This is a genomic window from Nocardiopsis sp. KDC1DS13DA1, assembly GCF_055632325.1.
On the sequence record NZ_JBVMUY010000034.1, the window covers coordinates 71,091 to 98,050 of the forward strand.

Annotated in this window: 26 protein-coding genes, 1 tRNA gene and 1 pseudogene; 12 read left to right on the top strand and 16 right to left on the bottom strand. The window is 68.0% G+C overall.

The genetic code is table 11. The features are described 5' to 3' along the window. Positions 1 to 21 precede the first annotated feature (21 nt). Positions 22 to 1,722: an ABC transporter family substrate-binding protein gene (locus ACTVAJ_RS22550; RefSeq protein ID WP_470390224.1), complete on the bottom strand. Its 1,701-nt coding sequence runs from the start codon at positions 1,720 to 1,722 to the stop codon at positions 22 to 24. 670 nt (positions 1,723 to 2,392) lie between these two features. Between ACTVAJ_RS22550 and ACTVAJ_RS22555 the strand changes: the two genes are divergently transcribed. Continuing rightward, the gene (locus ACTVAJ_RS22555) at positions 2,393 to 2,866 is read left to right on the top strand and encodes a hypothetical protein (RefSeq protein WP_470390225.1); all 474 of its coding nucleotides are present in this window, start codon (positions 2,393 to 2,395) and stop codon (positions 2,864 to 2,866) included. A gap of 110 nt (positions 2,867 to 2,976) precedes the next feature. Continuing rightward, entirely contained in the window at positions 2,977 to 3,591 is a 615-nt protein-coding gene (locus ACTVAJ_RS22560; protein WP_470390226.1) for a rhomboid family intramembrane serine protease, read from the top strand. A gap of 138 nt (positions 3,592 to 3,729) precedes the next feature. On the opposite strand, the gene ACTVAJ_RS22565 is transcribed toward ACTVAJ_RS22560, so the two are convergent. The 4 genes from ACTVAJ_RS22565 to dcd form a co-directional block, all read right to left on the bottom strand. Beyond that, positions 3,730 to 4,656: a glycine betaine ABC transporter substrate-binding protein gene (locus tag ACTVAJ_RS22565; RefSeq protein ID WP_470390227.1), complete on the bottom strand. Its 927-nt coding sequence runs from the start codon at positions 4,654 to 4,656 to the stop codon at positions 3,730 to 3,732. Positions 4,657 to 4,694: 38 nt separating this feature from the next. Next, complete coding sequence (locus ACTVAJ_RS22570) at positions 4,695 to 5,930, bottom strand: ABC transporter permease (protein WP_470390228.1); 1,236 nt, start codon at positions 5,928 to 5,930, stop codon at positions 4,695 to 4,697. Then, positions 5,927 to 6,922: a quaternary amine ABC transporter ATP-binding protein gene (locus tag ACTVAJ_RS22575; RefSeq protein WP_470390259.1), complete on the bottom strand. Its 996-nt coding sequence runs from the start codon at positions 6,920 to 6,922 to the stop codon at positions 5,927 to 5,929. Before ACTVAJ_RS22575 ends, ACTVAJ_RS22570 begins: the two co-directional genes overlap by 4 nt. A 431-nt stretch (positions 6,923 to 7,353) precedes the next feature. Continuing rightward, positions 7,354 to 7,944, bottom strand: a complete 591-nt coding sequence (dcd, locus tag ACTVAJ_RS22580; RefSeq protein WP_470390229.1) for a dCTP deaminase — start codon at positions 7,942 to 7,944, stop codon at positions 7,354 to 7,356. A 141-nt stretch (positions 7,945 to 8,085) separates the two neighbouring features. On the opposite strand from dcd, the gene ACTVAJ_RS22585 reads away from it, so the two are divergent. After that, positions 8,086 to 8,156 (top strand) — tRNA-Gly (locus tag ACTVAJ_RS22585). Positions 8,157 to 8,257: 101 nt separating this feature from the next. Here ACTVAJ_RS22585 and ACTVAJ_RS22590 read toward each other — a convergent pair. From ACTVAJ_RS22590 to ACTVAJ_RS22615, 6 genes are all read right to left on the bottom strand, one after another. Next, a complete protein-coding gene (locus ACTVAJ_RS22590; protein ID WP_470390230.1) occupies positions 8,258 to 9,418 on the bottom strand; it encodes a tyrosine-type recombinase/integrase in 1,161 nt (386 codons plus the stop codon). Beyond that, positions 9,418 to 9,642 (bottom strand): excisionase family DNA-binding protein, encoded by a 225-nt coding sequence (locus ACTVAJ_RS22595; RefSeq protein ID WP_470390231.1) that lies wholly within the window; start codon positions 9,640 to 9,642, stop codon positions 9,418 to 9,420. Before ACTVAJ_RS22595 ends, ACTVAJ_RS22590 begins: the two co-directional genes overlap by 1 nt. Beyond that, on the bottom strand, positions 9,642 to 11,321 hold the full coding sequence (locus tag ACTVAJ_RS22600) for a replication initiator (protein WP_470390232.1): 1,680 nt from the start codon (positions 11,319 to 11,321) through the stop codon (positions 9,642 to 9,644). Before ACTVAJ_RS22600 ends, ACTVAJ_RS22595 begins: the two co-directional genes overlap by 1 nt. A 471-nt stretch (positions 11,322 to 11,792) precedes the next feature. Continuing rightward, a complete protein-coding gene (locus ACTVAJ_RS22605; protein WP_470390233.1) occupies positions 11,793 to 13,223 on the bottom strand; it encodes a cell division protein FtsK in 1,431 nt (476 codons plus the stop codon). Then, positions 13,223 to 13,471, bottom strand: a complete 249-nt coding sequence (locus ACTVAJ_RS22610) for a hypothetical protein (RefSeq protein ID WP_470390234.1) — start codon at positions 13,469 to 13,471, stop codon at positions 13,223 to 13,225. The genes ACTVAJ_RS22605 and ACTVAJ_RS22610 overlap by 1 nt, the downstream gene beginning before the upstream one ends. 94 nt (positions 13,472 to 13,565) lie before the next feature. Further along, positions 13,566 to 13,973, bottom strand: coding sequence for a plasmid replication, integration and excision activator (locus tag ACTVAJ_RS22615; RefSeq protein WP_470390260.1), 408 nt, complete (start codon positions 13,971 to 13,973; stop codon positions 13,566 to 13,568). 288 nt (positions 13,974 to 14,261) lie between these two features. On the opposite strand from ACTVAJ_RS22615, the gene ACTVAJ_RS22620 reads away from it, so the two are divergent. The 4 genes and pseudogenes from ACTVAJ_RS22620 to ACTVAJ_RS22635 all read left to right on the top strand — a co-directional run bounded on the left by ACTVAJ_RS22620 (position 14,262) and on the right by ACTVAJ_RS22635 (position 16,439). Then, positions 14,262 to 14,999 (top strand): XRE family transcriptional regulator, encoded by a 738-nt coding sequence (locus tag ACTVAJ_RS22620; protein WP_470390235.1) that lies wholly within the window; start codon positions 14,262 to 14,264, stop codon positions 14,997 to 14,999. Between the two features lie 16 nt (positions 15,000 to 15,015). Next, a complete protein-coding gene (locus ACTVAJ_RS22625) occupies positions 15,016 to 15,504 on the top strand; it encodes a Clp protease N-terminal domain-containing protein (RefSeq protein WP_470390236.1) in 489 nt (162 codons plus the stop codon). Between the two features lie 2 nt (positions 15,505 to 15,506). Continuing rightward, positions 15,507 to 15,941 (top strand): annotated as a pseudogene (locus tag ACTVAJ_RS22630) (Clp protease N-terminal domain-containing protein); the annotation flags it as partial. 24 nt (positions 15,942 to 15,965) lie between these two features. Beyond that, a complete protein-coding gene (locus tag ACTVAJ_RS22635; RefSeq protein WP_470390261.1) occupies positions 15,966 to 16,439 on the top strand; it encodes an NUDIX hydrolase in 474 nt (157 codons plus the stop codon). A 2-nt stretch (positions 16,440 to 16,441) separates the two neighbouring features. Here the strand turns inward: ACTVAJ_RS22635 and ACTVAJ_RS22640 are convergent, their stop codons facing one another. The 3 genes from ACTVAJ_RS22640 to ACTVAJ_RS22650 form a co-directional block, all read right to left on the bottom strand. Further along, the gene (locus ACTVAJ_RS22640) at positions 16,442 to 16,909 is read right to left on the bottom strand and encodes an HD domain-containing protein (RefSeq protein ID WP_470390237.1); all 468 of its coding nucleotides are present in this window, start codon (positions 16,907 to 16,909) and stop codon (positions 16,442 to 16,444) included. A 94-nt stretch (positions 16,910 to 17,003) separates the two neighbouring features. Then, positions 17,004 to 17,489, bottom strand: a complete 486-nt coding sequence (locus tag ACTVAJ_RS22645; RefSeq protein WP_470390238.1) for a GntR family transcriptional regulator — start codon at positions 17,487 to 17,489, stop codon at positions 17,004 to 17,006. A 212-nt stretch (positions 17,490 to 17,701) separates the two neighbouring features. Continuing rightward, positions 17,702 to 17,980, bottom strand: coding sequence for a hypothetical protein (locus ACTVAJ_RS22650; RefSeq protein WP_470390239.1), 279 nt, complete (start codon positions 17,978 to 17,980; stop codon positions 17,702 to 17,704). A gap of 426 nt (positions 17,981 to 18,406) precedes the next feature. Here ACTVAJ_RS22650 and ACTVAJ_RS22655 point away from each other — a divergent pair, with 426 nt between their 5' ends. Continuing rightward, positions 18,407 to 19,141, top strand: a complete 735-nt coding sequence (locus ACTVAJ_RS22655) for a helix-turn-helix domain-containing protein (protein WP_470390240.1) — start codon at positions 18,407 to 18,409, stop codon at positions 19,139 to 19,141. A gap of 1,517 nt (positions 19,142 to 20,658) precedes the next feature. Here the strand turns inward: ACTVAJ_RS22655 and ACTVAJ_RS22660 are convergent. Then, positions 20,659 to 21,009 (bottom strand): MerR family transcriptional regulator, encoded by a 351-nt coding sequence (locus ACTVAJ_RS22660; protein WP_470390241.1) that lies wholly within the window; start codon positions 21,007 to 21,009, stop codon positions 20,659 to 20,661. Between the two features lie 1,021 nt (positions 21,010 to 22,030). Beyond that, on the bottom strand, positions 22,031 to 22,678 hold the full coding sequence (locus tag ACTVAJ_RS22665) for an NAD(P)H oxidoreductase (RefSeq protein ID WP_470390242.1): 648 nt from the start codon (positions 22,676 to 22,678) through the stop codon (positions 22,031 to 22,033). A gap of 80 nt (positions 22,679 to 22,758) precedes the next feature. Between ACTVAJ_RS22665 and ACTVAJ_RS22670 the strand changes: the two genes are divergently transcribed. The 4 genes from ACTVAJ_RS22670 to ACTVAJ_RS22685 all read left to right on the top strand — a co-directional run bounded on the left by ACTVAJ_RS22670 (position 22,759) and on the right by ACTVAJ_RS22685 (position 26,959). Further along, positions 22,759 to 23,604 carry an AraC family transcriptional regulator gene (locus ACTVAJ_RS22670; RefSeq protein ID WP_470390243.1) on the top strand — a complete coding sequence of 282 codons (846 nt, stop codon included), beginning with the start codon at positions 22,759 to 22,761 and terminating at the stop codon, positions 23,602 to 23,604. 48 nt (positions 23,605 to 23,652) lie between these two features. Continuing rightward, positions 23,653 to 24,225 (top strand): TetR/AcrR family transcriptional regulator, encoded by a 573-nt coding sequence (locus ACTVAJ_RS22675; RefSeq protein ID WP_470390244.1) that lies wholly within the window; start codon positions 23,653 to 23,655, stop codon positions 24,223 to 24,225. A gap of 69 nt (positions 24,226 to 24,294) precedes the next feature. Next, on the top strand, positions 24,295 to 26,103 hold the full coding sequence (locus ACTVAJ_RS22680) for an alpha/beta fold hydrolase (protein ID WP_470390245.1): 1,809 nt from the start codon (positions 24,295 to 24,297) through the stop codon (positions 26,101 to 26,103). 91 nt (positions 26,104 to 26,194) lie between these two features. Further along, a complete protein-coding gene (locus ACTVAJ_RS22685) occupies positions 26,195 to 26,959 on the top strand; it encodes a hypothetical protein (RefSeq protein WP_470390246.1) in 765 nt (254 codons plus the stop codon). Position 26,960: the final 1 nt, after the last annotated feature.

A 26,960-nucleotide genomic window follows, 5' to 3' on the forward strand; every position in this document is an offset into this window, starting at 1 on the left:
GGCCCGGAGACCTGGGCCGAGCTACTCGGCCAGGCTCCACTCACCGATGTTGTAGGTGGCGCGGAAACTGGAGTAGAGGTTGTCCTCGACGCCCGCGACCCGGTCGCTGGCGAAGAAGTAGTTCGGGTCGGCGAGGAGGGGGAGGACGTAGGCCTCCTCGACGAGGATCTCCATGGCCTCGTTGGCGTACCCGGCGGCCTCGTCCTGGTTGGCCGCCGAACCCGCGTCCGCCACGAGCTCGTCGATGTCCTCGTTGGAGAGGCGGCCGAAGTTGCTGCCGCTCTCGCTGTGCCAGAACTGCTCGGGGTTGCTGGCGAAGTAGGGGGAGCCGCTCCAGCCGAACTCCACGATGTCGTAGTCCTGGCCGCCGAGCATCTCACCGAGGTTGTCGGTCATCTCGATGGTGGTGTCGACGCCGATCTCGGCCAGGTGGGCCTGGACCAGCTGGACGGAGTTGTTGCGGATGACGGTGTCGGTGGTGCGCAGGCGGAACGGGCCGACCTGCTCGCCGTCGAGCATGAGGGTGTCGCCGTCGAGCTCGTACCCGGCCTCCTCCAGGATCTCCAGAGCGGCGTCGGTGTCGCCGCCGCCCTGGCCGGTGGGGGTGACGTGGTCGACGAAGTACTCGCTGCCGTTGCCGAAGATGTGGTTGTTCTTCAGCTCGTACTCGGGGTAGGCCTGCCCGTAGGTGCGGCTGGCGATGTCGTCGCGGTCGATCGCGGTGAAGATGGCGCGGCGCAGCTCGACGTCCGAGAGCCACTCGTTCTCGGTGTTGAGGTCGATGTGCTCCCAGGTGCTGCCTTCGCCGATGGTGAGCGTGGCGTTGGGGACGCCCTCCAGTTCGGCGACGACGTCCTCGCTGAACTGGGCGGGGTTGGCCCCGTCGATCTCGCCGTTGTTGAAGGCGTTGACGAAGGTGCCCTCGTCGGTGTTGAACGGCATGATGATGCGGTCCAGCTGGACGGGCTCACCCCACCACTCGGCGTTGGGCTCCTTGACGACCTGGTTCTCCAGGTCGCCGTCGACGATCATCCACGGGCCGCCGGACCACTCGGGGCGGGTCTCGTGCAGCCAGGTGTAGAACTCGCCGAGCTGGTCGGGGTCGTCCACGTCCCAGCCGTTCTCCTCGGCCAGGTGGGAGGGGTAGAAGCCGCCGCCCGGGCTGTCGGAGTCGAACTGGCTCATCCACTCGGGGTCGGAGAGCCCCTCCTTGAGGGTGATGGTGATGGTCTTGCCGTCGACCTCCATGGTGTCGATCATGTCGGCGTTGGTGGTGCCCCGGGAGTCGCAGGTGGTGCAGTAGCCCTCGTCCGGGGAGGCCGACATCATGGCGGTGACGCGCAGGTCCTCACCGGTCATCGGCGTGCCGTCGCTCCACACGGCGTCCTCGTGCAGGGTGAAGCTGTACTGGTACGGCCCCTCGTCGAGGTCGTCGTTGATGACCGCGGGCTCCTCGGCGAGGATGTCCATGTTGTACGCGTAGCTGCCGTCGGGCTGCCAGATGCCGGTGTTGGGCACCACCCCGGAGAGCATCTGGAGCGTGTAGACGCTGCCGCCCGCGGCACTCGTGCTCGCCCACGCGGCCGGGAGGCTGTTGATCACCCATGTGACCTCCCTTTCCCCCTCGGCCGGACCGCTTCCGCCACCGGAACAGGCCGTCAACACCATCATCGCGGAGGCGCCCGCCGCGGCCAGCGCGAGCGTTTTCCTTCGTTTGTGCATCAGTTACACCCTTGATCGCTAATACGAGCCGAACACACAGCGTCGGAACACATGACGCATACCCCGCCGAAGTTAGGCGATTAGTCGTTCAGAAGACCATTAGGCGAAATGTCTGTATAGCCCCACTGCCGGATTCGTGACCCATCCGCAACCCGTTCGCTGCCGTTGCCGAGAGTGGTCGACACGGGACCTCAACACGGCGGTAACACGCCATGCGGATCCACGTGTGGGCAGGTCAGAGCCTGATCGACGGAGTTACCCAGCGAAGTTGGATTCGGACATGCCAAAAATGCACAGAGCATCGCGGAGAGTGGCCGAGAAAATCGCACCTGAGGTCAACAGTGTTGATCTTCGCAGCCCCCCTCAAGTCACACGCACAACAAAGTGGACATACGACACGAAAGCACTCACATAACACAGGAAATCCTCACCGTCGAGCACGCCTCCCACTGGCCGCAAGAAGGGAGAGTGGAAAGTCCGCTCATCGGAAGATCCCACGACAAACGGACAAAAGAAACAAAAAGCACAATAATTCCAACAGTCACAGATGAGCAGTCCGTACCGTGAAGTGGGGTGTCCGAAACCGCAGTGCGCAGGGGCGGGGAGCCGATAGGCTGCGATCGGCGACCGCCGTCACCCCGTGCAGTACCCAGCGAGAGAGGCATCTGCCGTGTCCGAAACCGTCCGGATGGTCTGCCCGGCAGGCCGCAAGCGCGTGGAGTTGACGGCCGGTTACCTCCTCGTGGCGCTGGCCGCCGCCACCGTGGTCGTCGAACCCGGGCACTGGGCCACCGTCACCCTCGGGATCCTCCTCGCCCTCATGGGCGCCGCGCTGGCCGTCCACGGCCACCTCATCAAGGTGCCCGTCCTGGAGGTCTCCGACGACGAGTTCCGCTACGTGCGGGGCCGCTACACCGTGAGCGTGCCGTTCCAGGACATCGGTTCCTACCACGTGCTCCCCGGCCGGATCCGCTCCCTGGCCCTCTACGACACCGCGGGCCGGCCCAAGCGCTTCCCCTCGCTGCACAGCCGCCGCACCGCCCGCACCCACCTCCCGCTGACCGGGATGACCAGGCCCGCCAAGGTCGAGTCCTTCATGGCGGTCGCCGGTATCCCGCCCCGCGAGCGCTCCCTGACCTCCTGAGGCTCGACGTGTGCGGCGGTCCCCTGGTCCCTCTGGCACAGGTGGCCTCAGCCGCACCACACACCCCACGGACATACCGCCTCAAGGGCGCGTGATCTACCCTCGGTGGGGTGAAGCAGTCCAGAATCACCGCCATCCTGACCGTAGCGGGGATGCTCGCGACCATGTGGGTCTTCGAGATCCTCGACAGCTTCCTGTACAGCGGGGGGCTCGACCGGGAGTTCGGCCTGCGCGCCTGGACGTTCTCCGAACCCTGGACCGTGCTCACCGCACCGTTCATGCACGGCAACCTCGCGCACCTCATCGGCAACTCGCTGCCGTTCCTGGTCCTGGGGTCCCTGGTCGCCTTCAGCGGTCTGGGCCGGTTCCTCCTGACCACACTGATCGTGGCCCTGGTGAGCGGGATCGGCGTGTGGCTGTTCAGCCAGCCCCTCTCCCTCACCGTCGGCGCCAGCGGGCTCGTCTTCGGCTACTTCGGCTACACCGTCCTGCGCGGGGTCATCGAGCGCAAGACCATCGACATCGTGATCATGATCTGCGTGGTCCTCTTCTACGGGACGATGATCTGGGGGGTCCTGCCCCAGCACCCCGGCGTCTCGTGGCAGGCCCACCTGTTCGGGTTCGTCGGCGGCCTGCTCTCCGCCTACCTGCTCCCCCGGCGGGAGCGCCGCGACCAGGCCAACCAGTGGAAGCCCGGCGCCCAGGGCGGCTACTACGCGCCCTGAGCCGCACCGGCAGCGCACACGCGGACGGGCCGCCTCCCCCTGAGGGGAGACGGCCCGCGGGTGTTCCTCACGGCCCCACCGCCCCGGCACGGGGCTCGGGGCGGCGGATCCGGGACGCCGTGCGGCGCCGGGAGCCGGCTAGAACTCCAGGCCCTCCGCGTCGTCGCCCAGGGTGCGCTCCAGCGCCTCGGGGTTCTCCGACAGCCAGACGCGCGCGCCCTCCATCGGGTCGTCCTGGTGCTCCTCCAGCGTCAGGTACTCCAGGTCGCCGAGCTCCTCGTCGGACAGCTGGAACGCCTCGATCCAGGCCGCCACCTCGGGGAAGTCCTCGCTGAAGCCGTCACGGCCGACCGCGTGGATGCTCTCCGCGTCACCCATCAGACCCTCGGGGTCCTCCAGGTCCTTCAGGTCGTACTGCGCGTAGGCGATGTGCGGACGCCACAGCGTGACGACGATCGGCTCCTCCTCCTGGTAGGCGGAGTCCAGCTCGGCCAGCATCGCGGACGTGGAGGACTCGATCAGCTCGAGGTCGTCCAGACCGTAGCCGGGCATGGCCTCTTCCTTGGTGACGCGCACCAGGCCGGAGCCGGACTCGATGCCGACGATGCGGTTGTCGAGCTCCTCGGCGATGCCGGGGAGGTCCTCGATGCTGTTGACGTCCTCCATGTAGGCGGGGACGGTCAGCGTCAGGCGCGCGTTGTCGTACCAGGAGCCGAGGTCCTCCAGTTGGTCCCCGTAGTCCTCCCAGTAGTCGGCGTGCGTCACCGGGAGCCAGGTGTCCAGGAAGACGTCGACGTCGCCGTTGGCCGTGCCCTGGTACATCGGGGCCACGTCCAGTTCGGTGACCGTGACGTCATAGCCCTTCTCCTCCAGGATCACCTGCCACAGGTTGGTGACGGCGATGTCCTCCTCCCACGGGATGAGGGCGATGTTGATCTCACCGCCGCCCGAGCCCTGCTCCTCGGTCTCGTCGCCGGTCAGATCCTCACCGCCGCCGCCACAGGCGGTCAGCAGGAGTGCGCTGCTCAGGCCCACGGCCGTGAGCGATGCCAGACGCGCGTTCATAACGTGCCCTTCCTTCCCTCGGTACTTCTGTCGGTCTGTCACGAGCGCGCGCGCTGGGCGCGCGCCTGCGGGGTGTTGTGCGTGATCGCGGCCGTCAGGCGGTCGAGGAAGATCGCCAGGACGACCACGGCGACACCGGCCTCGAAGCCCAGCGGGCCGTCGTTGCGGGAGATGCCCTGGTAGACCTGGTTGCCCAGGCCGCCCGCGCCGACCATGCCCGCGATGACGACCATGGAGAGGCTGAGCATGATGACCTGGTTGACACCGGCCATGATCGTGGGCAGGGCGAGCGGGACCTGGATCCCGGTCAGGATCTTGTGGCTGGGCGCGCCGAAGGACTCACCGGCCTCCACCAGCTCCTTGTCGACCTGGCGGATGCCCAGTTCCGTGAGGCGCACCCCGGGCGGCATGGCGAAGACGATGGTCGCGATCACGCCGGGAACGGAACCGATCGAGAAGAAGAAGATCGCCGGGATGAGGTAGACGAAGGCGGGCATCGTCTGCATCAGGTCCAGGACCGGCTTGACGATCTTGCTGGCCGTGTCGTTGTAGGCCGCCAGGATCCCGATCGGGATCGCGATGACCACCGCGATGAGGCTGGCGATGAGGACCAGGCCGAGGGTGTCCATGGCGTTGGCCCACTGACCGACCGACGCCACCACGAACAGCGACACCAGGGCGAACACGCCCATCTTCCAACCCGCCACGGAGAACGCGAGCAGGCTGAGCAGCAGGAGCATCAGCAGGGCGCGGGGCTCGGTGACCACCATCGGCAGGAGGAACCAGCCGAGCAGGACGGCCGCGAGCCAGCCGCCGGCCACCGTGCCTGTGCGTGCCCGGGTCCCCCGGTCCATCATCCCGAGCACCGTCACGGAGATCAGGAACAGCAGGGAGACCACGAAGTAGCCGTCGGCGTACTCGCCGGTCACGTCGATCAGCCACACGATCGGCCCGGGCGGAAGGACCCTGTTGATGAACAGGTCACCGACCCCGAGCTGGGCCTGGAGGATGTAGAGGACCGAGACCACGCCCACGACGGCCGTCAGGGGCTGCCTGCGGGTCCGGAGCAGGGGGGCGGCGATGAGCGCGGCGGCGATGAAGGCCAGCTGACCCGCACCCGGGGAGACGAAGAACCCGGAGAGGGCGTCCACGGCCCAGTCCACGAAGTCGGCGATGGCGTCGAAGACCGGGGCGAAGTTGCCCTTGAGCCACTCGTTGAGGGCCTCGAAGCCGTCGCCGAGGGGGATGCTCGGAGGGAAGTCGACGGGGTTCACGCGTTCTCCTTCCCGACCGCGAGGGCGGCGAGCACGGAGCCGCGCGACACCGTCCCGAGCGCCCGGCCGTCGTCACCGACCACGCGGAGGTGGTCGGAGGTGGTCATGCTGCCGTACAGGTCCGCGATGGGCGTGTCCGCCGCGACCTCGGGCAGGGACGCGTCGTCGGGCGCGTCGGGGTCGATCGCCTCCGTGGCGGTGAGGACCCGGGTGCGGTCGACGTCCTCGATGAAGCGCTCCACGTAGTCGTTGGCCGGGGTGCTGAGGATCTCCTGGGCGGTGCCGACCTGGGCGACGCGACCGTCGCGCAGCACGCAGATCCGGTCACCGAGGCGCATGGCCTCGTTGAGGTCGTGCGTGATGAAGATGATCGTCTTGCCCAGGCTCTCCTGGAGTTCGAGGAGCTGGGTCTGCATGTCGCGGCGGATCAGCGGGTCCAGGGCGCTGAACGCCTCGTCCATGAGGATGATGTCGGTGTCGGCGGCGAGGGCGCGGGCCAGGCCCACGCGCTGCTGCATCCCGCCGGAGAGCTGGTGGGGGAGCTTGTCCTCCCAGCCGCCGAGGCCGACCAGTTCGAGGGTCTCCTGGGCCTTCCGGTCGCGTTCGGCCCGGGGGACGCCGCGCAGCTCCAGGCCGTAGGCGGCGTTCTCGCGGACCGTGCGGTGCGGAAGGAGCGCGAAGTGCTGGAAGACCATGCTGATCTTCTCTCCGCGCAGCTTCAGGAGGGCCTTCTTGTTGAGGGCGGAGATGTTGACGCCGTCGACCTCCACGGTGCCCGAGGTGGGCTCCAGGAGGCCGTTGAGCATGCGGATCAGGGTGGACTTCCCGGATCCGGACAGGCCCATGACGACGAAGATCTCGCCGGGCTTGACCTCGAACGAGACGTCGATGACGGCCGCGGTCACGTCGAGGTCGGCGATGGTGTCACGGTGGCTGCCGTCGGAGAGCCGCTCGACCGCGGCCCCTGCCTGCCTGCCGAACACCTTGTACAGGTTGTCTGCGCGTACTGCTGACACGGTCTCCTCTACGGGGCTGTTCCACCGCGAGCCCCGACAAGGCCTACTGCCTCTTCGCCGCCCGCGGTTACCTCAGGCGGCGGGTCGGCGCAGAGCCCCCGCGTGCGCACCCCGAGGACCGGGGCGAGACCGCCACCTGGTGTCACGTCGGGGCGCCACCTTACCGAGATGTACACCGGCGGTTTAGTTGGAATGTCACCAGCAAGTAACAGGTTTAACCTGGGTAAAAGCGGTACACCGACTTATAGCGGTGGTTCCAGGCACCACAAGAGGGCCGAGTGTGATCTACACCACACGACATTTCATGGTGATATGGGTCACATCGGCAAACCGGGCACATTCATCCACGGAACGTGGTCAACCCTGACCATACCGTCAGCATCCCCGGCGAGGGTGGCCGCTTCCGGTCAGTCGGATCCGGTGGGGATCGGGGTGCGGCTGAAGTTCTGGTGGGAGCGCGAGGGCGTCGGACCGCGCTGGCCCTGGTAGCGGGAGCCGTACCGGGCGGAGCCATAGGGGTGTTCGGCGGCGGAGGAGAGCCGGAACATGCACAGCTGGCCGATCTTCATACCCGGGTAGAGCTTGATCGGCAGGGTGGCGACGTTGGACAGCTCCAGGGTGACGTGCCCGGAGAAACCGGGGTCGATGAACCCGGCCGTGGAGTGCGTGAGCAGCCCGAGGCGGCCCAGGGAGCTCTTGCCCTCCAGTCGACTGGCGATGTCGTCGGGAAGGGAGACGACCTCGTAGGTGGAGGCCAGCACGAACTCGCCCGGATGGAGGACGAACGCCTCGTCACCGTCGGTCTCGACCAGCCGGGTGAGGTCCGGCTGCTCGACCGAGGGGTCGATGTGGGGGTACTTGTGGTTCTCGAACACACGGAAGTACCGGTCCAGCCGGACGTCGATGCTGGAGGGTTGGACGAGACCGGGGTCGAAGGGGTCGATCCTGACCCGCCCGGCGTCGATTTCGGACCTGAGATCGCGATCGGAGAGCAGCACGCTCCGAACCTACCGCCTGGGAGAACACGGCGCGGGCGACCCCGCGCGGCACCCCGGTCCGGCGCCGAGTTGCCCACGGACCCCGGAGTTGGGCTAGGATAACGTTCATTGCCAGCCGGTGGTGATCACCGGTGGGACAGCGCGGATGTAGTTCAATGGTAGAACTTCAGCTTCCCAAGCTGATAACGCGGGTTCGATTCCCGTCATCCGCTCAGAACAGTGTTAGGCCAGGTCATTCGGGGTTTTCCGAACACCTGGCCTAACTGCTTCCTAGGGCTCCACACCGCCCGTGTGCCCGCTACGTGCCCGATGCTCAGACTCGGGCACCGACGAGGGGCGGGTCTTCGTCGTCATCGTCACCGCCGTCCTTGCGAGCCTTGCGCAGTTCCTCGGCGGCCCTCTCCCCCAACAGGTCCGCCAACTCCTGAGCGCGCTCATCACGAGCGTGGAGGTAGATCATCGCCGCCCGGGGGCTGGAGTGGCCCATCCGGTTCATCAGCTCCCGCAGGGACGCCCCCGCTTCCGCCGCGTAGGTGTTGCCCGTGTGCCGGAGATCGTGGAGGTGAACGTCCTCCAGGCCCACCGCGTCGCAGGCGTCCGCCCAGTACTTCGTGAAGTTGCTCCGCCGTAGCTGGTTGCCCTTGACCCCGACGAACACGAACCCGTTCGGCCCCGGAGCGGCATAGGTCTCCAGGTGGTGACGTAGGTCAGTGATGATGAGTTCCGGGAGCCGCACCGTACGCACACCCGCCTTGGATTTGGGCTTGCCCTTCTCCAGGGCGCCGATGTCGTAGACGGTCTCCCGCACGGTCACGGTCCGCTTGCCCAGGTCGAGGTGACGACGGCGAAGACCGGCCAACTCGCCCCATCGCAGACTGCCGAACGTCGCGAGGAGGACCAGTGCCCGGTACCGCGGCTTGATGGCGTCGGCCAACTTGAACACCTCAGGCACCGACAGCACCGGGCGTTCCTCGCTGTCCTCCTGGCCCGCGCCCTCGATCTGACACGGGTTCTCGCGGAGGAGCTTGTCCCGCACGGCGGTGTTGAGGATCGTCCGCATGAGCCGGTACGCCTTGGGAACCTGCCCCCTCCCCTTCTTCCGCCGGAGGCGAGACGCCCGCCACTTGCGGATATCGGCCTCCTGGATGTCCTTCAACCGCATGTTGCCGAACGTGGGGTTCAGGTGGAGGCGGAGGAGGTCCTCGTAGGTCCGTCGGCTCTTGGGGGTCAGCTCGCGTTCGTCCACGCACTCAGCCGCATACTCGGCGAAGAGCTCAGTGCCCGCGTTCGGGTCCCACCACCCGTCACGGTTGATCTCGGCTTCCTTCAGGGTCAGCCAGCGGTCCGCCTCCTTCTTCGTCGCGAAGGTGTGCGGGGCCGGATGGTCGACGCCGTCAGGACCGGGATAGCGAACCTGGTAGCGCCCCGAACTGAGCTTGCGGATACGGCCGAACCGTCGCTTCTTCGCAGCCATTACGCGGCCCTCCTCAGGTGGGGTCGCAGCGGTTCCACGACACCAGCGGCGATGAACTCTTCGAGCGCGTTCTCGGGGATGCGCACGTGCCGACCGATGCGGACGAAGGTGATGCGCCGTTCCTCGATCAGGCGACGGGGGTAGCGCTCAGAGGTATTGAGGCGTTCGGCCGCTTGCGCCACGGTCAGCAGACGGCCGGTCGGACGGGTCTTGGTGGTCGCCATCAGGCAGCCCTTTCCGTTGCCGAACGTTCGGGGGTACGTGCCGCGTCGAGTTGGGCGCGGCGTTTGAGGGATTCGCCTACCGCGCGGAGTAGTCGACGTTCGCGAGGAGCCACGTCCGGATCGGTGGGGCTAGCCAGTTCCCAGGCGAACCGGCCGGAGTTGACCGAGGTCAGCATGGGTGGACGGGGGTCGTTCTCGTCCTCCTGGCCCTCGTTGTTCGGGTCGATCCCGAGAGCGTTGAGCACCCAGGCCAGCCGGTCCGCCTTGTGGTCGGCGAGGGTCTTGCCCGACCACTTCCGGGAGACGAGCACGCGGCGTCCGGCGTAGCCGAGGTGTTCGCGGCGATGCGCTTTGGACCGGCAGAACCCGGGGCGGAGCCCCGCCTTGGGCTGGTCGGGTTGGATGCCGTAGCGGAGCCAGTTCGCGCACCGGGGCGAGCACGGTTCGAACCGCAACGCGTCCAAGAGCCGGTCCACGTGCTGTTCCTGCGTGAGGGATTCGACCTCGTGACACTCGGCGATGTCCTTCGTCAGGTACTTCGCCAGGTACCGGACACACCGGTCAGCGTCCGCCGAACCAGCCACGACCCCCTTGGCGTCCACCTGGCGACCGAACCGCACCACGTGATGAGGCTCCGCGTCCGGATCCTCGTCCAGGACGTCCAGCGCCTCGTCCCACGTCGGCAGGAGTTCACCCGTGGTCGGGTCGAGGTAGGTTCCGGCTTCCTCGTCCCACACCGGCAGGTGGTCACCCTCGAAGCAAACGGTGTCGGCGTTGGGCCACCACACCTGGTGATAGGTCGCGGCGGCGATCTGACGCAGCTCGGCCCGCGGAATCGTCCCCCTGGTGGCCATGTGCAGATGCGGAGCCAACCGCCGTTGCGGTTCCACGGCCGCGAAGTACTGCACATCGAACCCGGCCACCCGTCGCAGGTTCTGCACGAACCGATCGACCAGCTTGGAGAAGTGCAGCGCGTCCCGAGCCGCCCGCCGGTAGTCATACGTCGCCGGGTCGACGGGGGTCCCGTCCGACTTCACCCGCCCGTAGGAGTCGAGGGTGAGGGTGATGAACAGCGACGGACGGAACGTCCGGCCGGTGTTGGGGTCGGTGTAGGCCCGCCCGACCGTCTTCCTGGTCATGGGTCGCTTGGGAAGGTCCGGGACGTCCTGTCGCCGCTTGGTGGAGCGGACCCGACGCGACCCCGAGGACGAGCCAGCCGAGCGGATCACCGAACCTCGCAGCCCGGAGGCGGTGATTTCCTCGTCCAGGTCCGAAATCGCAGCGTCCAGGCGAGCCAGGTCCTCAGTCGAGGCGTCCCCGGAATCGGCCAGTCGTTCCCGTTCGGCGGTGACCACGGCCCGCTGTTCCACCCAGCCCCGTTGCACCTCCGAGGGCGGGTCAGGTTCCACCACCGGTTCGGCGGCGAGGTGCCAGCCCTCCTCACACTGGGTCCGCCGCAGGGATCGTTTCCGCTTGGCGCAGGCGGGGCAGTGGGATTCGAGGGTGGACCCGCAGGGGACGTCGATGATCTCGGTGGCACCGGTAGTGATGTCGGTGCGTCGAAGGGAGACCGGGCGGATGCACACCCCGTGGTCGGCGGCCACCTGTTCGGCCACCTCACGGGCCAGGGGTTGCGCCAGACGTTCGGCCCGGGTCGACTTACCGGTAGGAGTCGGCATCAACCCACCCCCACAACCACAGAGCGGGAGACCCCCACCGCATGGAACCCAAGCCGCCGTCCCTGTGGCACCTGGCGATCAGCTTGGTCATCACCACAGTCGGAATCGTCTTGATCGTGGTTGGCCCAGTGACGCCGGGGACCTTCAGCGCTTGGTGGATGACCCTCGTATGGTTGGCGAACGTGGTGCTGTGGGTCATCGTCTACGTGGATCACCGCGTTCGCTCCCGGGCGCATCAGAGGACCTCATCCACAGACGAGGAGCCCACTCCATGAGTGCTGGACCCCCGGGCCGCTGGCAGACGGTCTTCTGCGGATTCATGGCCGTTATGGGTCTGCCAGTGGTGGTGCTGGTGTGGTTCGTGGAGGATCGCTTTTCCTGGATCGCGTTCCTCGGGACCATAGGTTGGGCCCTGATGCTTGCCGAGGACCTCAAGCAGCGTCGCCGACGACAACATGAAACCGATGCCCATCACGACGCCTCACCCCCCAATGAAGGGTCCACCCCGTAGGCGCTGGTCATCGCAGTGATGTCGTCGTCGGACACGTACGCCGCCCGCACCCGCACGGGTGCCGGTGAGCCCTCCATACGGACGTAGCCCACCCCGGGAAGGCCAGGGTCGATCAGATGCGCATCCGCGCCACGGTCACGGGCGCCCTCGCCGAGGATCATGTCGACCTGGGACGCCTCGTCCAGCCGCAGGGCGACCTTGTCCGGGAACAGGTTGCGCAGGTTCATCACCTCTTTGCGGGGATCCTGGAGAGCGGCCAGGACCGTGAACCCGACCGAACGCCCCTGTGACGTCAGGGTGGCTATGGCGTTCTCCGCGCGGCGGCGAACATCCCGATCAGGGTGGTAGGCGGTCAGGAACGCCACCTCGTCCAGCACCATCAACACGAACGGATCCGTGTCCGTAGGGACATGCGAACGCTGGCGACCGGCGTACCGTCGAGCACGGTCCTGCATCTGGCTCACAGCCAGTTCGAGGACGGCCACCGCGGATTCGCCGTCGTCGGCGTACCGGGCGAACAGGCCCCGGCCGTAGGACAGCTCCATCCGCTTGGGATCAATCGCCCACACCTGCGCGATCCCCTCAGCCACGGCCGGAAGCGTTGCGCGAATGGCGGACCAGATCACCGACCCCTTCCCCGACCCAGTCACCCCCGCCACCAGGACATGCGTTCCGTGCAGGCGAAGCCGCCACTGCGACCCGTCTTCGGTGACGCCGACCGGCAGCGCAGACAGATCCACCGCATCCAGGTTCGGGATGTCGAGGGCGTCGAGGGGTTCGGCCAACGTGTCGTGTCGGGGGAACTCCAGGGTGATCCGCCGAGGCCCCTCCACCACCACACGGCAGGACGGGGCACCGAACCCGTGCGCCAGCTCGGCCACGCGGGTTTCGAAGTCGGCCGGGGCGGTTCCGGCCACGAGGGTCACCCGGACTCGGTCGGCCCAGGAGGTGCACACCACCCGCCGGATCCGGGGCAGGTAGCGGCGTTCCTGGTAGGACTCGGCCAGGCCGGAGATCACCAGGACCGGTTGCCAGTGCCGGCGGTAGACCACCACGTACCGCCACCACGCCAGCAACCGGAGGGTGACGCAGACCCGGAATGAGTTCGGCCGGATGCGCCACCACACCGCCGAGGCCACCGTGGCGGTTGCCCACAGCACGGCCAGGCCCAGCCAGCCGAACCACCACCACGCCGCAGCAGAGGAGACCAGGGAGCCGACCATGACGGGGAACCGGAACGGCAACGTCACCAGGAACCGCACCAGCCGCCACACCCACGAGGCCAGCACGATGATCCCCGGCGTTTCCACGATCGGAGTCGTCCACCGCACCCCCTGAGCCGGAGACGGCAGAGTCGGGGAGGTCTGGGTGGCACCCACCTTGGGCGGCATCAGAACTCACCGTCCATCTCGGCCTCGATCCGGGCCAGGATCCGGTCACGGTCAGCACGGGCACGAGCGGCGAACCGGGCCGCGTCCGGGTTGCCGCGATCGGCCAGCAGGGCGAACACGCGGGCCTTGAAGTCGAAGAACTCGGCGCGTTCGGCGTCCGTGGAGGGTGGGGAGTCCACCGCGTCCAGGAACAGCCGGACCAGCTCAGTGCCGGTCAGAGTGGACAGGTCAGGTCCATTATCGGACATACTGAGGACACCTCTTCTGAGATTTCGCAGTCGCAGGAGGGATTCAGGGGCGGCTAGGTGTTGGAGCACCAGGCCGCCCCGCTTCATGCACGCCTCAGGCGGCGTCCTTGGTCTGAGAGCGACGACCACCAACGGCAGCGCCGGGAGCTTTCACCCCGCGAGCCCGCAGCGAGTACGCCACCCGGGGGCGACGACCGTTGTCGTCCACGTAAGGCATCACAGCCATCGCTTCGAACTCGATCGGGCGGAACGGCAGCCCCGGGACCTCGTCCGGCAGCGTCGGGCACACCTCGGCGGCCACCTTGACCTTCACCGACTTGGCCTTGCCCCGCGCTTCGGGGTCGGCGTCGATCACATCCACCGCCCACAACGGCAACCCCGACTCCTTGTCCAACTGCGGACGCTTGGTCTCGAAGTCCGTGATCGCCTCCACCCCCAGAGCGAAGGCCCCGTGCGGAAACACGGTTCCGAACTCCACCGGCAACGCACCCTGAATAGCCATATCGACAGCCCTCTTCTCGTCGTTCGCACAGGTCAGGACTCTTTTCAGCGATCGCCAGAGGATCACTCAACCCAACTTCGATACATGTATAGCATGTATCGATACTCGCGGCCAGCGGTAGACGAAGCAAGTTGGGGAAGTCCGTCGAATCCGCTGGTACCGGGGGTTCCGGCGACAGTGACAACGATCCCTTGAGGTGGCGGGACGAGATCACTACATGGCTGGACGTGTTCGGGACGTCTCGATAATGTGAGCGCGTCCCTAGACATCCTGCGAACCCCGGGGTACATGCCGAACGAGAGGTTGCGAGCCGCGCTTCTTCAGCGTGGCGTCACACCGGCCGACGTGGCCGAAGTGGTCGGCGTTGACGCGAAGAGCGTTGAGCGCTGGATCACGCAGAACCGCATGCCCTACCGGCGGCACCGTTACGCGGCCGCGGCCTACCTCGGAGTCGAGGAGACCTACATCTGGCCCGAGGCTCTGAGCCCGGAGCAGAGCAAGGCGGCATCGCAGAGCGAGATCATCGAGATCTACCCCCATCGGTGGAGCGTCCCGACGGACCTGTGGAAGCGCCTCTTCGAGGGCGCCCAAGAGGAGATCTCAGTCCTGGTCTTCAGCGGGTTCTTCCTGGCCGACGACCCGAGCATGCTCAAGCTCCTGGCGGACAAAGCTCGCTCAGGCGCCCGTGTGCGGATTCTCCTGGGTGACCCCGAGAGTGAAGCCGTAGCACAGCGCGGGAAGGACGAGGGCTTGGACGAGCTCATGGCCGCCAAGATCCGCAACGTCATCCTGATGCACAAGCCGGTACGCGCCGTCGAGGGCGCTGAGTATCGCTTGCACGGGACGACCCTGTACAACTCGTTGTACCGCGCCGACGACCAACTCTTGGTGAACACCCACGTCTACGGCGCTCCGGCAGCCCAGGCGCCGGTCTTCCATCTCCGCAAGATTCCCGGCGGTGGGATGATGAGCACCTACATGGAGAGCTACGAGAAGGTCTGGGACGGGGCGACCCCCCTCGACTGATGCGAGACTGAGGGGCATGTTCGAACGGTTCACCGACCAAGCACGAGATGCAGTCGTGCAGGCGCAGAGCGAAGCGGTTGCACTCAAGCACAGACGTATCGGCAGCGGGCACCTGCTATTGGGGCTGGCCCTGGAAGGCAACGGCCTCGCGGCCAGCACGTTGGCATCTCTCGGACTGGGCTACGAGGCCACTCGGACAGAAGTGGCCCGTCTTGGCGGACGAAAGAGTTGGACCCTCAGGTACCACCGACGATTCGACCCCGAGGCCAGGAATGCCTTGGAGGGATCGCTTTACGCCGCCATAGGGCGAGAGCACAACTTCATCGGGACAGAACACATACTTCTCGGACTGTTGCGCAAAGAACACAACGTGGCATCCCACGTCCTCCAGAACCTCGGCATTCCTCCCGAAGACGTTGTTCAGTACGTACACCGAACCTTGGACGACCTCGCGAAGTACAGTCATGATCAGGCCTCCACACTCCGCCTGATGCGAGAGCAGTAGCCATGTTCGAGAGATACACACCACAGGCCCGGCAGGTGGTCGGCCTAGCCGAGCACGGAGCAAAGACCCTCAAGCACACCTACATCGGGACCGAACACTTGCTTCTCGGCATTATTGCGGAACACGAGGGCATTGCCGCTCACACCCTGAAGTTCTTCAACGTCGACTACGAGTCGGTTCGAGCGAAAGTAGCCAAGACCGGCGAGCGAAAAATCTGGTTCCGGCCGAAACACCTGCCCTTCCATCCGGATGCCAAGACCGCATTGGTGGGAGCCCTCCACGCAGCGACTTATCGGGATCACAACGCCATAGGTACGGAGCATCTGCTTTCCGGACTTTTGCACGATCAGAGCAACACGGCATCGTCCATGATCGAAAGCCTCGGCGGTTCCCCTGCGCAGGTCTCTCAGCACATCAACCGCGCTCTGAACTACGTGACGCATTCAGTTGAGGAAAGGCATATGGGTAAGCGGATCGACTACTACGACGACCCCGAGGCACCGACCGCGAACAGTCTCGTCCCCTCGGTGAACGTCTTCGTCGTCAACGAGCGTGACGAGATTCTGATGATCCGTCGCACCGACAACGACAACTGGGCGGTTCCCGGGGGAGCCATCGACCTGGGCGAGTCGGTTCCCCAAGCCGCGGTGCGGGAGACCCTCGAAGAGACCGGGGTCACCTGCGAGATCACCGGAACCGTCGGGATCTACAGCGATCCGAAGCACATCATCTACTACACGAGCGACGGCGAGGCCCGTCAGGAATTCTCCATCGTGTTCACCGCCCGCCCCGTCTCGGGTGAGCCGAGGCCCAGCAGCGAGTCCAAGGAAGTCGTCTGGGTTCCCCGGGCGAAGTTGGCGACGTACACGATGGACCGGTCCATGCGGCTACGTGTGGACCACTTCCTCAGCGGTGGACCGATGCACATCGGGTGATCTCAGCGAGCGTTGGCCAAACGCTGTTCCACGACCCGCACCGCCGACGTCAGCGTCGGTGAGGAACGGGTGATCGCACGATGCACGAGGTGGTCAGGGGCGTAGCGCTCCAGAATCTCCGACAACCGGCGTTCGACCGGTAGATGGGTGCCGTCCGGCCCCGTGGTCATGTCCGAGTAGGTGAGCGCTTCCAGCAGATCTTGCCGAGGGTGCGCGAACTCGCCTTCGAGCACACCCGGCATGCCGCGTTCCTCAGCTTCCACCACGGCCCCGGAGTGGTAGGCGACCAGGGAGCACAACTCGTGCTCAGCTTTCTGGACGTCCCGGAGGTAGCGAGCACCGTCGAGGGGATGGAAGCCGGTCGTCGCCAGGTCCGGTGAGTACCCGATGTCGTGCAGCCAGGCCGAGGCTTCGAGGAGATCCGCGTCCTCCCCGAGAACCCCGTTCAGGGAGCGGGCCTGTTCCGCCACGCCCTGTGTGTGCGCCCAGCGCCGGGGCAACGGTCGTTCGAGCAACTCTCGCGCGAGATCCCGCGCCCAGTGAACATGTCCCACATGTGCCAGGCTAACCCGCGGCCGTGTCCGGGCCTTTGACGAACCGGCCCTTACCGTGCACGGCGACCACGAGCCCGGTTCCCTCCAGCTCGGAGAGGGCCTGTCGTGCCGTCCCTCGTGACACGTCGTACTCGCGAACAAGCGCGGCCTCACTGGGCAGAGCGTCACCGGGAGCGAGTTCACCTCTGGTGATCCGGTCCCGCAGCTCAGCGGCGATCCGCCGATACTGGGCAGGAGGCGCAGAGCCCGGTTCCGTACTTTGGCGTTCTTCCTCGGTGCACACGACGCGACCTGTCCCGGGAAGAGCCTTGATCATCCGATCCGTTTCCAGCAGGGCCAGGGCGCGGCGGACAGTCGTGCGAGAGACGCCAAACTCGTCTCCGAGCGCGGCCTCGGAGGGAACCGCGTCCCCGGGCGCGAGGTCCCCAGTAGTGATGCGGGAGCGCAGGGCCTCCGCGATCTGGTAGTAGGTCCCCCAAGGGGTACGCGGACTCAAGCAGATTCCTCCGAGACAAGATGCAGACCTGAGTGATGAAGTTGAACAGCGCTGCACAACTGCACACCAGTATGGGACGAGAAGCATGTAGACGCCCGCCGGTGATGACCGGGCCAGGTTGGCCCTCCCCCCGATCACCACCAGGCGGACGCCCCAACCGCAGTACCGAAGCTGGTTACGGACGAACCCGAGCGTCGGCCCGCGGCCGGTCCTCACCCCTCCGGAGGACCGTCTTCGGCACCCCCGATGCGACGGCCGCCCTGGGCGATCCGCGCGGGAAGCAGGTCCGCGTTCCCGATCCCGTTGGGGGGATGCTCAAGCTGGTTGGCGAACACCTCCACGTTCTCCTCGATGAGCGTGGGAGCGTGCGTCGCGTCAGCGTTCGTGGTGGTGGCCACCCACAGACGTCCGTGACGCCGGATGGACCACTGGTCGCCGTAGTGGGCTTCGAGCAGTCGAAGCAGGATGTCCGGCCCGGTTTTCGCGCTCACGCCGCCATCGCCTCCGTCCGTGAGATCTCGAAAAGGACTTCCAGACCGATCCGCGTCCGGTCGACGAGGCGAGCAGCACGCAGCCTCTCCGCGTGGAGCACGTAGGGCCGGGCCACACGTACCAGGGGAGCGACCGCGTATACGGACGGCGGCGGTGTGAAGGGAAGCCCCGTGCACGGCGTGGCTCTGGGGACTCGGTTCGTGGAGGATGCTCGTTTCCGGACGTACGCGAACGGGTTCCGCATGTTCCGCCCCTACTCGGTCGGGTCAGACACCTGGGAGTCCGAGGGACTCGCAGGAGCCTTCGTTACGTGGGAAACGATGCTCTGAGTAGGCGGACATGTGTACCACGTATCGGACAAGTTGAGGGACGTCTAGGGACGTCTTCTGTTATCGTCGGGGTCCCGTACCCCGGAGGGCACCGACGTGAACACTGCACTGCGGAAGGCACTGGCCGCGTCCCGACTCACCGAAACCGACGTGGCCGCACGTCTCGGCGTCGACCCCAAGACCGTGCGCCGATGGCTCTCCGGCCAACGGCCCTACCCCCGCCACCGCTGGGCGGTCGCCGATCTTCTCCAGGTGGACGAGGAAGAGCTATGGCCGCAGGGGGCTCCGGAGCCGGAGGAGGACCCTCCCCTCTTCGAGCACGCCTACCGCGTGTTCGCCCACCGCTGGCAGGTGCCGCGGGAAGCGTGGTGCGCCCTCTTCGCCGAGGCGAAGCAGGAAATCGGCATCCTCGTCTACAGCGGTCTCTTCCTCTCTGACGACGCGGGCATGCTGGAGCTCCTAGCCGCGAGAGCCCGTGACGGCGTGAGCGTCCGGATCCTGCTCGGAGATCCTGATTCCCCAGAGGTCAGGCAGCGCGGGGAGGACGAGGAGATCGGAGACGCCTTGGCCGCCAGGGCGAGGAACGCACTTGCCCTCTTCCGCCCCCTCCTGGGCGTCGAAGGCGTCGAGGTCAGGACTCATTCGACAATCCTGTACAACTCCGTCTACCTGACGGAAAAGCGGCTTCTGGTCAACCAGCACATCTATGGCCTTCCTGCGGCGAAGTCGCCCGTGGTCGAGATCAACCGGACCCTGTCCCCAGACATGGCCGAGACATACGCACGGAGCTTCACGCTGGCGTGGGAGGGAGCGCAACCCGTCGCGTCATAGGTCCACTGGCCTCGTTGCCGAATTGTGCTGTATGGGATCAAGGCGACGGCGCGAGCGCCGTCGCGGCGGCTCGCCGCCCGGCTCGGGCTGCGGGCTGCCGCCCGGTCCCGAGCCACGCGGCGGCCGGAGGAAGGCGGAGCGCCGGGGTTGATCCGACAGGACCGGTTCCGGCACCGGGTGGCCCGGGGTGGTTGCTGGCGTGTTCGGATCCCGAGGCACCCGATAGCGCGACTCGGACTGTCTGAGGTGACCGACTCCGGCGCTATCGGGCACCTCGGCCCGAAACCGTGGTGACCCGCCGCCGGGGTTGCTGTATCGGGCTTCCAGATCCATCGAGTTCAAAGAATCTGGCCGCGATGTGTGAACCACCCCGTGCGAACCCCCGGGCGGAACACGTTCTCGCACGTTGAGGTGTGGGCTCGACTTCCGTCTCAGTCTTCACGTCGCGTGCTTAACGATCAAAACGGAATTCACCAACCATAATGCCTCCGAAGTGTGCACTATCGTCGTTCTTGCTCCGAGAGGCAGTGGATAGCCCACGAGAGGAGCCAGTCATGGAAGTCATGTCCGGTCTTATGAAAGGGATCCAGTGTTTCGACTGTTCGCCCTCATCCTGGTGGCTTCCCTGGTCGCCGCCCTCCGTGTCATCCTTGCCCGCGAATCAGGTGAAGGGTGGAGTCGCGCGCTCGCCGAGGGCCTCGTCTTGTTCCTTGCCGCAGTAGCGGCGTTCTCTACTGCGTTCGTGTTCGTCTCCTGACACTCTCTGGCGGTCGTGCGGCCGGGTTTACCTCCTAACCGCCATCACGCACAATGGGTGTGCCCGTTGCTTGCCCGTCAGGGAGTCGGCAGAGGGGGACTCACGGTCATTCAGGCGGCGATCGCCCGTTGCATCCCAGGTCAGAGGTTCGCAGATCAGCCGTATTCCGTGACCTCGAATTCCCAAGCTGATAACGCGGGTTCGATTCCCGTCATCCGCTCGGCATCAAAGACGGCCCCTGACGTGCGCTAACGCTTCGCACGCCAGGGGCCGTCTTCGTGTTGGGGGTGCACCAGCGGGTGCACGGGACCGGGATCGGGCCGGTGGGTGTGCTCCACCTGTCCCGTCATACACACCCCGCGCCCACCGGCCTGAGGGCCGCGCCCGGCCCGGCGCCCGCGCGGCTTGGGGGTCTCGCCGATCCCGGAAACGACGATGGCCCGCCCCCACGCAGAACGCGTCGGTGCGGGCCATCGGTGTTGATGTCACGGGGTCAGAACCGCTACCCGTGCCTGGGAACCCCCGGCACGGCGGCGCCCCAGGCGTCCATCTCCGCGCGCGGCCGCCGGTTCCCGGACGGGCATCACCTGTGGCCCAGGCACGGCCCAGCCCCGACACCAGGTGGATCCAGGAGTCGCTGTCGAGCCGCTGTGGCGACGTGGAGAATGACCCGGTTCCTGCGAGGCTGCGTCGAGGGCAAGATGACCCCTGTGCAGCCGTGACAGGCCTCGATCTCCCCGAAGTCGGGGGCGGTGCGCGCTCAGGCCCGGTCGTCGTCGGTCTTGTCGGGGGCCTGTTCCCGACCGGTGGCGCGCAGCTCCGCGTTGATCCGGTGGGCCTCCTCCAGCTGGTCCTCCAGAACGATGATCCTGCACGCGGACTCGATGGGTGTGCCCTGGTCCACGAGTTCGCGTGCCCGGGCGGCGAGCCTGAGCTGGTAGCGGGAGTAGCGGCGGTGCCCGCCCTCCGAGCGCAGGGGCTCGATCAGTTTGGCCTGGCCCAGGGCGCGCAGGAAGGCCGGCGTGGCGCCGATCATCTCCGCCGCGCTGCCCACGGTGTAGGCGGGGTAGTCGTCATCGTCGAACCGGTCACCGGTTTCGGGACGGGACAAGTGCGTGTCTTCCTTCTTGTGAACGCACGTCGAGGGCCCCAACGCCGAACGGCGCTGGGGCCCGAGAGTTCAATACCACCTACCGGCCGTTGCCGGTCTTCCGCTTCCCGAGGTCAAGCCGGTACGGGATCGCGGGGATCGCGGTTGTGTGACCGTGGACCACCCTCTTCCAGAACAGGGCCCTGCGGTACCCGAGCGGGATTCCCACCTCGCCCGGGCGATCCTGATGGCATCTGCTCCTCTCGTTCTCACTTCGTGCACTACTTCTTCGGCTGCGGCCCTGGCGGCTCGACCGGCGCTGTTGAAGCGCGCGCCGGTCGAGCCCTGCCGCGTCCTTCTTCTTCCTGCGACGGTCTCCCCCGTGCGGGCGGGAGGCCGGTCCTGCGGTACTGCTGGACCTTCTGTACTGCTGTCCTACCGGCTCCCGGTGTCTTCAAGCACGTGCACACCGTCGAGCCGTCCTGCTCCACTTCCTGCACGGTGTCCCCTGTTCGAGCGGAACACCGGTACTGCGGTACTGCCGGCCCGCAGCGCCGTACAACCAAGCGCGCCGGTCGGGCCGTCCTGCTCTCCACCGGCGTATCCGGTGGCCCAGCCGTGGATCTCTTCGGCTACGACAGGAAATTTAGCAGCACGGGGAAGCCATGTCTACTCTCACCGCTGCAAGTTTCCGAGCCTTGTCGAGGAAGGCTTCCTGGAGTCCCGAGATCGTTCGGCTACCGTCCGACTGGACCTCCAGCACCTCCCACGGCAGGGCCGCGGAGAGTCGGCCGACGTGCGAAACCCCCCGCTTCGCCTCCATTCCGTCCGCACCCCTGGCCGGATGCCGCCCATCGCCGGTTCGTGCTCCGCAACTCCGTTGTGACGCGACACCAGGCGGCATCACCCAGCACCAGACAACACCGGCAATCGGATTTAGTGACATGAAAAGGTACAAAGTGACACGTGTCTGCACGAATCACGCGGACTTCGAATCCGATGACGGCGGCGGGGTCCTAGTGCAGCCCCTGCAGGCCCCCCGTCACCCGGCGACGAGTTCGTCGACCGCCGTGTCGGCGACGGCGAGGAGGTCACGGTGGTGGCGTTCGCGCACCTCCCCGGTGAGCTCCTGCCCCTCGCTGTCGAACAGGACCGCCGTGCGGACGTCGGTGATCCCGCAGAACTCGGAGATCCCCCGGCGCAGCGCACCGTCGAGCAGCCCCGTGACGAGGTCGGCGTTCGGGTCCCGTTCGGGGAGCCCGGCCAGGCCCACCCACAGCATCCGCTTCTGGGCCATGCGGGACTCCCTGCGCCCGTAGGCCAGACCGTAGTTCCACACCCGGTCGAACCAGCCCTTCAGCAGCGCCGGGGGGCCGAACCACCACACGGGGAAGACGGGGACGATGACCTCCGCGGCGCGGACGCGGCGGAAGTGGGCGTGCACCTCCTCGGAGTAGGTCCTGTCGCGGTCCGTGTAGTCGGGTTCGTCGGCCACGCGGTTGCGGGGGTCGAACCCCTCGGCGTGCAGGTCCAGCAGATCGACGCGGTACCCGGCGGACGCGAGCCGGTCCGCGGCGCGCCTGGCCACGGACGCGGTCAGGGAGTCGGAGCGGTGGTGGGCGAACACCACGAGCGCGGTGCGTTCGTCATCGCGCACGGGGGTGCCGGTCTCAGGGCTCTCGTGGTTCATGCCCCCAGTACAGAACAGAAACTCTGGACGATCCATGGCTCAGAATCCGTATTTTCTTTGTGTTCGTCTACACTGCCGCCATGGACCCCTTGAGTGACATGCTGAGCGGCATCCGCGCGCGGGGAGCGTCCCTGTGCGAGACGTCGCTCGGCCCCCCGTGGACGATCCACCTCACCGACGGCGCGTCACTGAGCATGGTCACGGTGCTCGACGGCACCGCCTCGGTCCTCCCGGCCGACGGCCCCTCCCTCAGGCTGGGCCCGGGCGACACCGCGCTGGTGCGCGGACCCGCGCCGCTGCGGTTGACGGACGGCTCCGTGGACCGCACCAGTCTCGTCGTGGGCTCCTACCAGTCCGCGCGGGGCCGCCACGACCGGCTGCTGGCCACCCTGCCGCCCGCCCTGGTGCACCGGGAGGAGGCCGACGACGTCCTGTGGCTCGCGTCGGCGCGGGACGCCCTGGCCCGCCGGGACCGGCCGGGCGGGCAGGCCCTGGTCGACCGCGCCCTGGACATGGGGTTGGTCTGCACGCTGAACTGCTGGTTCGAGCGGGAGGGCGCGGCCGCCCCCGCCTGGTACCGGGGGACCATGGACCCCGTGACCGGGCCCGCGCTCGACGCCGTCCACCGGAACCCGCGGGAGCCGTGGACGGTCGGGGCGCTGGCGGCCAGGGCGCGGGTGTCGCGGGCGCACTTCGCCAAACGCTTCACCGAGGTCATGGGCCAGGCACCGTTGAGTTACCTCACCGAGTGGCGCATGTACACCGCCGAGGGGCTGCTGGCGGAGTCGGACGCGGGTGTGGGCCGGGTGGCCGACGCCGTCGGGTACTCCGACGCGGCCGCGTTCAGCACGGCCTTCAAACGGAGGCGGGGGATGAGCCCGCGGGAGTTCCGCGCACGGAGCGCGGGCGCCGCGCGGGACGCGTGAGGCTCCGCCGATTGGCAAAAATATGCAGATCGGTCTAGTCTGGCGTCCATGGGAACCAAGGGAGCGGCCACGCGGGCACGGCTCGTGGACGGCGCGCGCGAACTGCTGGAGGCGCACGGGTACTCCGGCACCGGACTCAACCAGGTGCTGGCCGCCAGCGGGACCCCGCGCGGCTCCCTCTACTTCCACTTCCCCGGCGGCAAGGACGAACTCGTCGCGGCGGCCCTGGAGGCGGCGGGCTCGGAGGTCGGGGCGCTGCTGCGCGAGATGTCCGAGGAGGCGCCCGACACGGTCGGCCTCGTCCTGGCGCTGATCGACCACTTCACCGCCCGGATGGAGGGGTCGGACTTCACCAAGGGCTGCCCGCTCGCCGCCACGGCGCTGGACGTCTCGGCCGCCGACGGCGCCGTGCACGCGGTCTGCCGGGACGTCTACTCGTCCTGGCAGGGGGTGCTGGCGGACCGCCTGGCAGCGGACGGGCGCGACCGGGCGGGGGCGGACGCGGACGCCTGGTCGGTGCTGTCCGTCGTGGAGGGCGCGCTCCTCCTGGCCCGCGCGACCCACAGCCGCGCACCGCTCGACGCGGCCCGCGGAACGGTCACCCGGATCCTCGGCGCGTAGGAGGGGCCCGAGCACCGGGGTTCCCTCATGCCTCAAAAATATGTAGACAGGTCTACTTAAGGAGTCGTCATGTCAGCAGCCCGGACACCCGGCACCCTCGTCCTCGGAGCGACCGGCCTCATCGGCCGGCACCTGGTGGCCGAACTCCTCCGGGACGGGCGGTCCGTCGCCGCCGCGACCCGGGGCGGCCCCCGTGAGGAGGAGCTCCTGTCGTGGCTGCGCGAGCGCGGACTCCCCGCCGACCGGCTGACCACCGTCCGGGTCGACGCCACCCGTCCCGGACTCGGCCTGGGCGCGGACGACGCGCGGACCCTGGAATCCGTCCGCGACGTCCACAACTGCGCCGCCGTGTACCGCTTCGGTATGGACCGCGAGGAGGCCAGGACCGCCAACGTCGACAGCGCCCTGCACGTCCTCACCTGGGCCGCGCGCCTTTCCGGACTGCGGCGCGTCGTCCATGTCACCGGCTACCGCGCGGGCGCACCGGGCCCGGCCGCGACGGACACGGACCGGCTCTACCGCGAACTCGGCGCCTACGAGGCGTCCAAGATCGAGGCCGACGCCGCCGTCCGGGACCTGGCGGAACGCGAGGGCCTGCCGCTGACCGTCGTCAACCCCGCGACGGTGATCGGCGACTCGGTGACGGGCGAGTCCGGCCAGTACATCGGCCTCGCCGAGACCGTCCGCGACCTGTGGCTCGGTCGGCTGCCGCTCGCCCCGGGCAACGCGGCGACCTTCGTCCCCGTGGTGACCGCCGACCACCTCGCCCGCTTCCTCGCCGCGGTCCCCGCACACGACTCCGGAGGCGTCCGCGCCCACTGGGTCCTCGACGAGTCCACCCCCAACCTGGGCGAACTCCTGCACGGCCTCGCCCGCCACCTGGGGGTGCGCCCGCCGCGCGGCTCCGTGCCCGTCGGGCTGCTACGCCGCCTGCCGCGCGCGCTCACCCGGACCGAGCCCGAGACGCTCACCTTCCTCAGCGGGGACCGCTACGACACCGCGTCCGCCAACGCGCTCGCGGCGGCCGCCGGTCTGGCCCACCCGCCGGTGTGGACCTCGCTCACCCGCTGGGCGGACCGGCTGGTCTCCGAGGGCTTCGGAACGCTGCCCGACGGAGTCCACGGAGGGTTGCGTCCGGTCGCCGGAACCCGCACCTACCTCACCGGGGACCGGGTGTCCCCGTCCTACGTCCTGCTGCACGGCCTGCCCCTGGACGGCGAGTCCTGGCGTCCGGTGGCGGACCTGCTCGACGCCCCCGTCCTCGTCCCCGACCTGCCGGGGCTGGGGCGCTCCGGCCCCTCCCCCGTTCCCGACGCGGTGTGGCTCGGGGAACTGCTCGGCCCGGTGGTGACCAGGCCGGTCCTGGTCGGCCACTCGGCCGGGTGCGCGCCCCTGGTGCGGTACGCCAGCGCCCACCCCGAGCGGGTCGGCGGCCTCGTCCTGGTCGCCCCCGCCTTCCTCCAGGACCGGCCCCTACGCCCCGAGCACACGCGCCCCCTGGTCCGAGCGGCCCTGCCCCGCCTGTCGGCCGAGCGGCTGCGCCGGATGACCGGCGTCGGTGAGGGCCGCGACGACCTGGACCGTGCCGTGGCCAGCGCGGTGCTCGGCCTGCGCCGACCCGGGGCGGCCGCCCGCGTGGCGCGCGCGCTGTCCAAGGGGCGGCGCGCGGCCTCCCGGGCGGAGCTGCGCGCGCTGCTCGCCTCCTGCCCCGTTCCGGTGACGGTGGTCGCGGGCGAGCACGACCCCGTCGGGGCGGTGGACCCCGGGCACCGGACGGTCCGGGTCCCGGGCGCCGGGCACCACCCCCATCTGGTCGACCCGCGGGCGGTCGCCGAGGCGGTCGCCGGGGCCGGAACCGGCCGCACGGCGGTGGGCTGAGGAGCCCGCCCGAGTTGTACGATCGTTGCTGCACTACCCCCGCCCCGGTGGCCCGCGGCGGGGACCACGGCGACCGCGGAAACGGACGGGCATGGACGCTGAGGCAACCCAGGTGATGACCAGGACCGGTCAGTTCACGACCACGACCGTCAGCTGGGAGACCCCCGTACGCAGCAGGCTCGCCGCCGCGATCGACCGTCTCTCCGGCCCGCTGGCCGAACTGGTCGAGCGCGACGCCAACGAGGGCGACACCCGCATGCTCGTGGCCGACGTCCTCAGCGTCGGCATGAACTACAGCAAGTACCAGGACCTGACCACCGAGTACCGCACGGGCGGCGAGTCGGTCGACTACGCGATCGTCCTCGAGGAGAAGCTCTTCGCGCCCGTCGAGGTGAAGGGCTGCGGGCAGGACCTGGACGTCCGCAACATCCAGACGGCCCGCAGGGTGGCCGCCGAGCACGGGGCCGAGTGGGTCGTGCTGACCAACGGACGGCTGTGGAAGGCCTACCACCTGCGCCCCGAGGAGGGCGGAGAGTCGACCCGCCCCGTCCTGGTCGTCGACGTCGACCTCATGGACGCCGGCTCCCACGACCGCAGCATCGACGCCCTGTTCCACCTCACCCACGAGGCGGTCGAGCACGGGCGGCTGGAGACGCTGCGCACGTGGAACGAGGCGCTGGAGGCGGCACCGCTCGCGGCGGCCCTGCGGTCGGAGTCCGTGGTCGCGGCGGTCCGCGAGGAGGTCCGCCGCCGGACCGGGCACCCCGGGCACCACGGCGACGCCGACCAGGTCCTGCGTGCGCTGACCGAGGACGTCATCGCCCGGGGGCTGCTGCCCGAGGACGGCGGGGAGTAGC

Coding starts and splice junctions, on each gene's coding strand:
- ACTVAJ_RS22635 (WP_470390261.1), top strand. CDS start 15,966: ATGGGTAAGCGGATCGACTACTACGACGACCCCGAGGCACCGACCGCG.
- ACTVAJ_RS22685 (WP_470390246.1), top strand. CDS start 26,195: ATGGACGCTGAGGCAACCCAGGTGATGACCAGGACCGGTCAGTTCACG.
- ACTVAJ_RS22625 (WP_470390236.1), top strand. CDS start 15,016: ATGTTCGAACGGTTCACCGACCAAGCACGAGATGCAGTCGTGCAGGCG.
- ACTVAJ_RS22615 (WP_470390260.1), bottom strand. CDS start 13,973: ATGGCTATTCAGGGTGCGTTGCCGGTGGAGTTCGGAACCGTGTTTCCG.
- ACTVAJ_RS22610 (WP_470390234.1), bottom strand. CDS start 13,471: ATGTCCGATAATGGACCTGACCTGTCCACTCTGACCGGCACTGAGCTG.
- ACTVAJ_RS22665 (WP_470390242.1), bottom strand. CDS start 22,678: ATGAACCACGAGAGCCCTGAGACCGGCACCCCCGTGCGCGATGACGAA.
- ACTVAJ_RS22595 (WP_470390231.1), bottom strand. CDS start 9,642: ATGGCGACCACCAAGACCCGTCCGACCGGCCGTCTGCTGACCGTGGCG.
- ACTVAJ_RS22680 (WP_470390245.1), top strand. CDS start 24,295: ATGTCAGCAGCCCGGACACCCGGCACCCTCGTCCTCGGAGCGACCGGC.
- ACTVAJ_RS22590 (WP_470390230.1), bottom strand. CDS start 9,418: ATGGCTGCGAAGAAGCGACGGTTCGGCCGTATCCGCAAGCTCAGTTCG.
- ACTVAJ_RS22565 (WP_470390227.1), bottom strand. CDS start 4,656: ATGAACGCGCGTCTGGCATCGCTCACGGCCGTGGGCCTGAGCAGCGCA.
- ACTVAJ_RS22620 (WP_470390235.1), top strand. CDS start 14,262: ATGCCGAACGAGAGGTTGCGAGCCGCGCTTCTTCAGCGTGGCGTCACA.
- ACTVAJ_RS22670 (WP_470390243.1), top strand. CDS start 22,759: ATGGACCCCTTGAGTGACATGCTGAGCGGCATCCGCGCGCGGGGAGCG.
- ACTVAJ_RS22600 (WP_470390232.1), bottom strand. CDS start 11,321: ATGCCGACTCCTACCGGTAAGTCGACCCGGGCCGAACGTCTGGCGCAA.
- ACTVAJ_RS22550 (WP_470390224.1), bottom strand. CDS start 1,722: ATGCACAAACGAAGGAAAACGCTCGCGCTGGCCGCGGCGGGCGCCTCC.
- ACTVAJ_RS22675 (WP_470390244.1), top strand. CDS start 23,653: ATGGGAACCAAGGGAGCGGCCACGCGGGCACGGCTCGTGGACGGCGCG.
- ACTVAJ_RS22605 (WP_470390233.1), bottom strand. CDS start 13,223: ATGCCGCCCAAGGTGGGTGCCACCCAGACCTCCCCGACTCTGCCGTCT.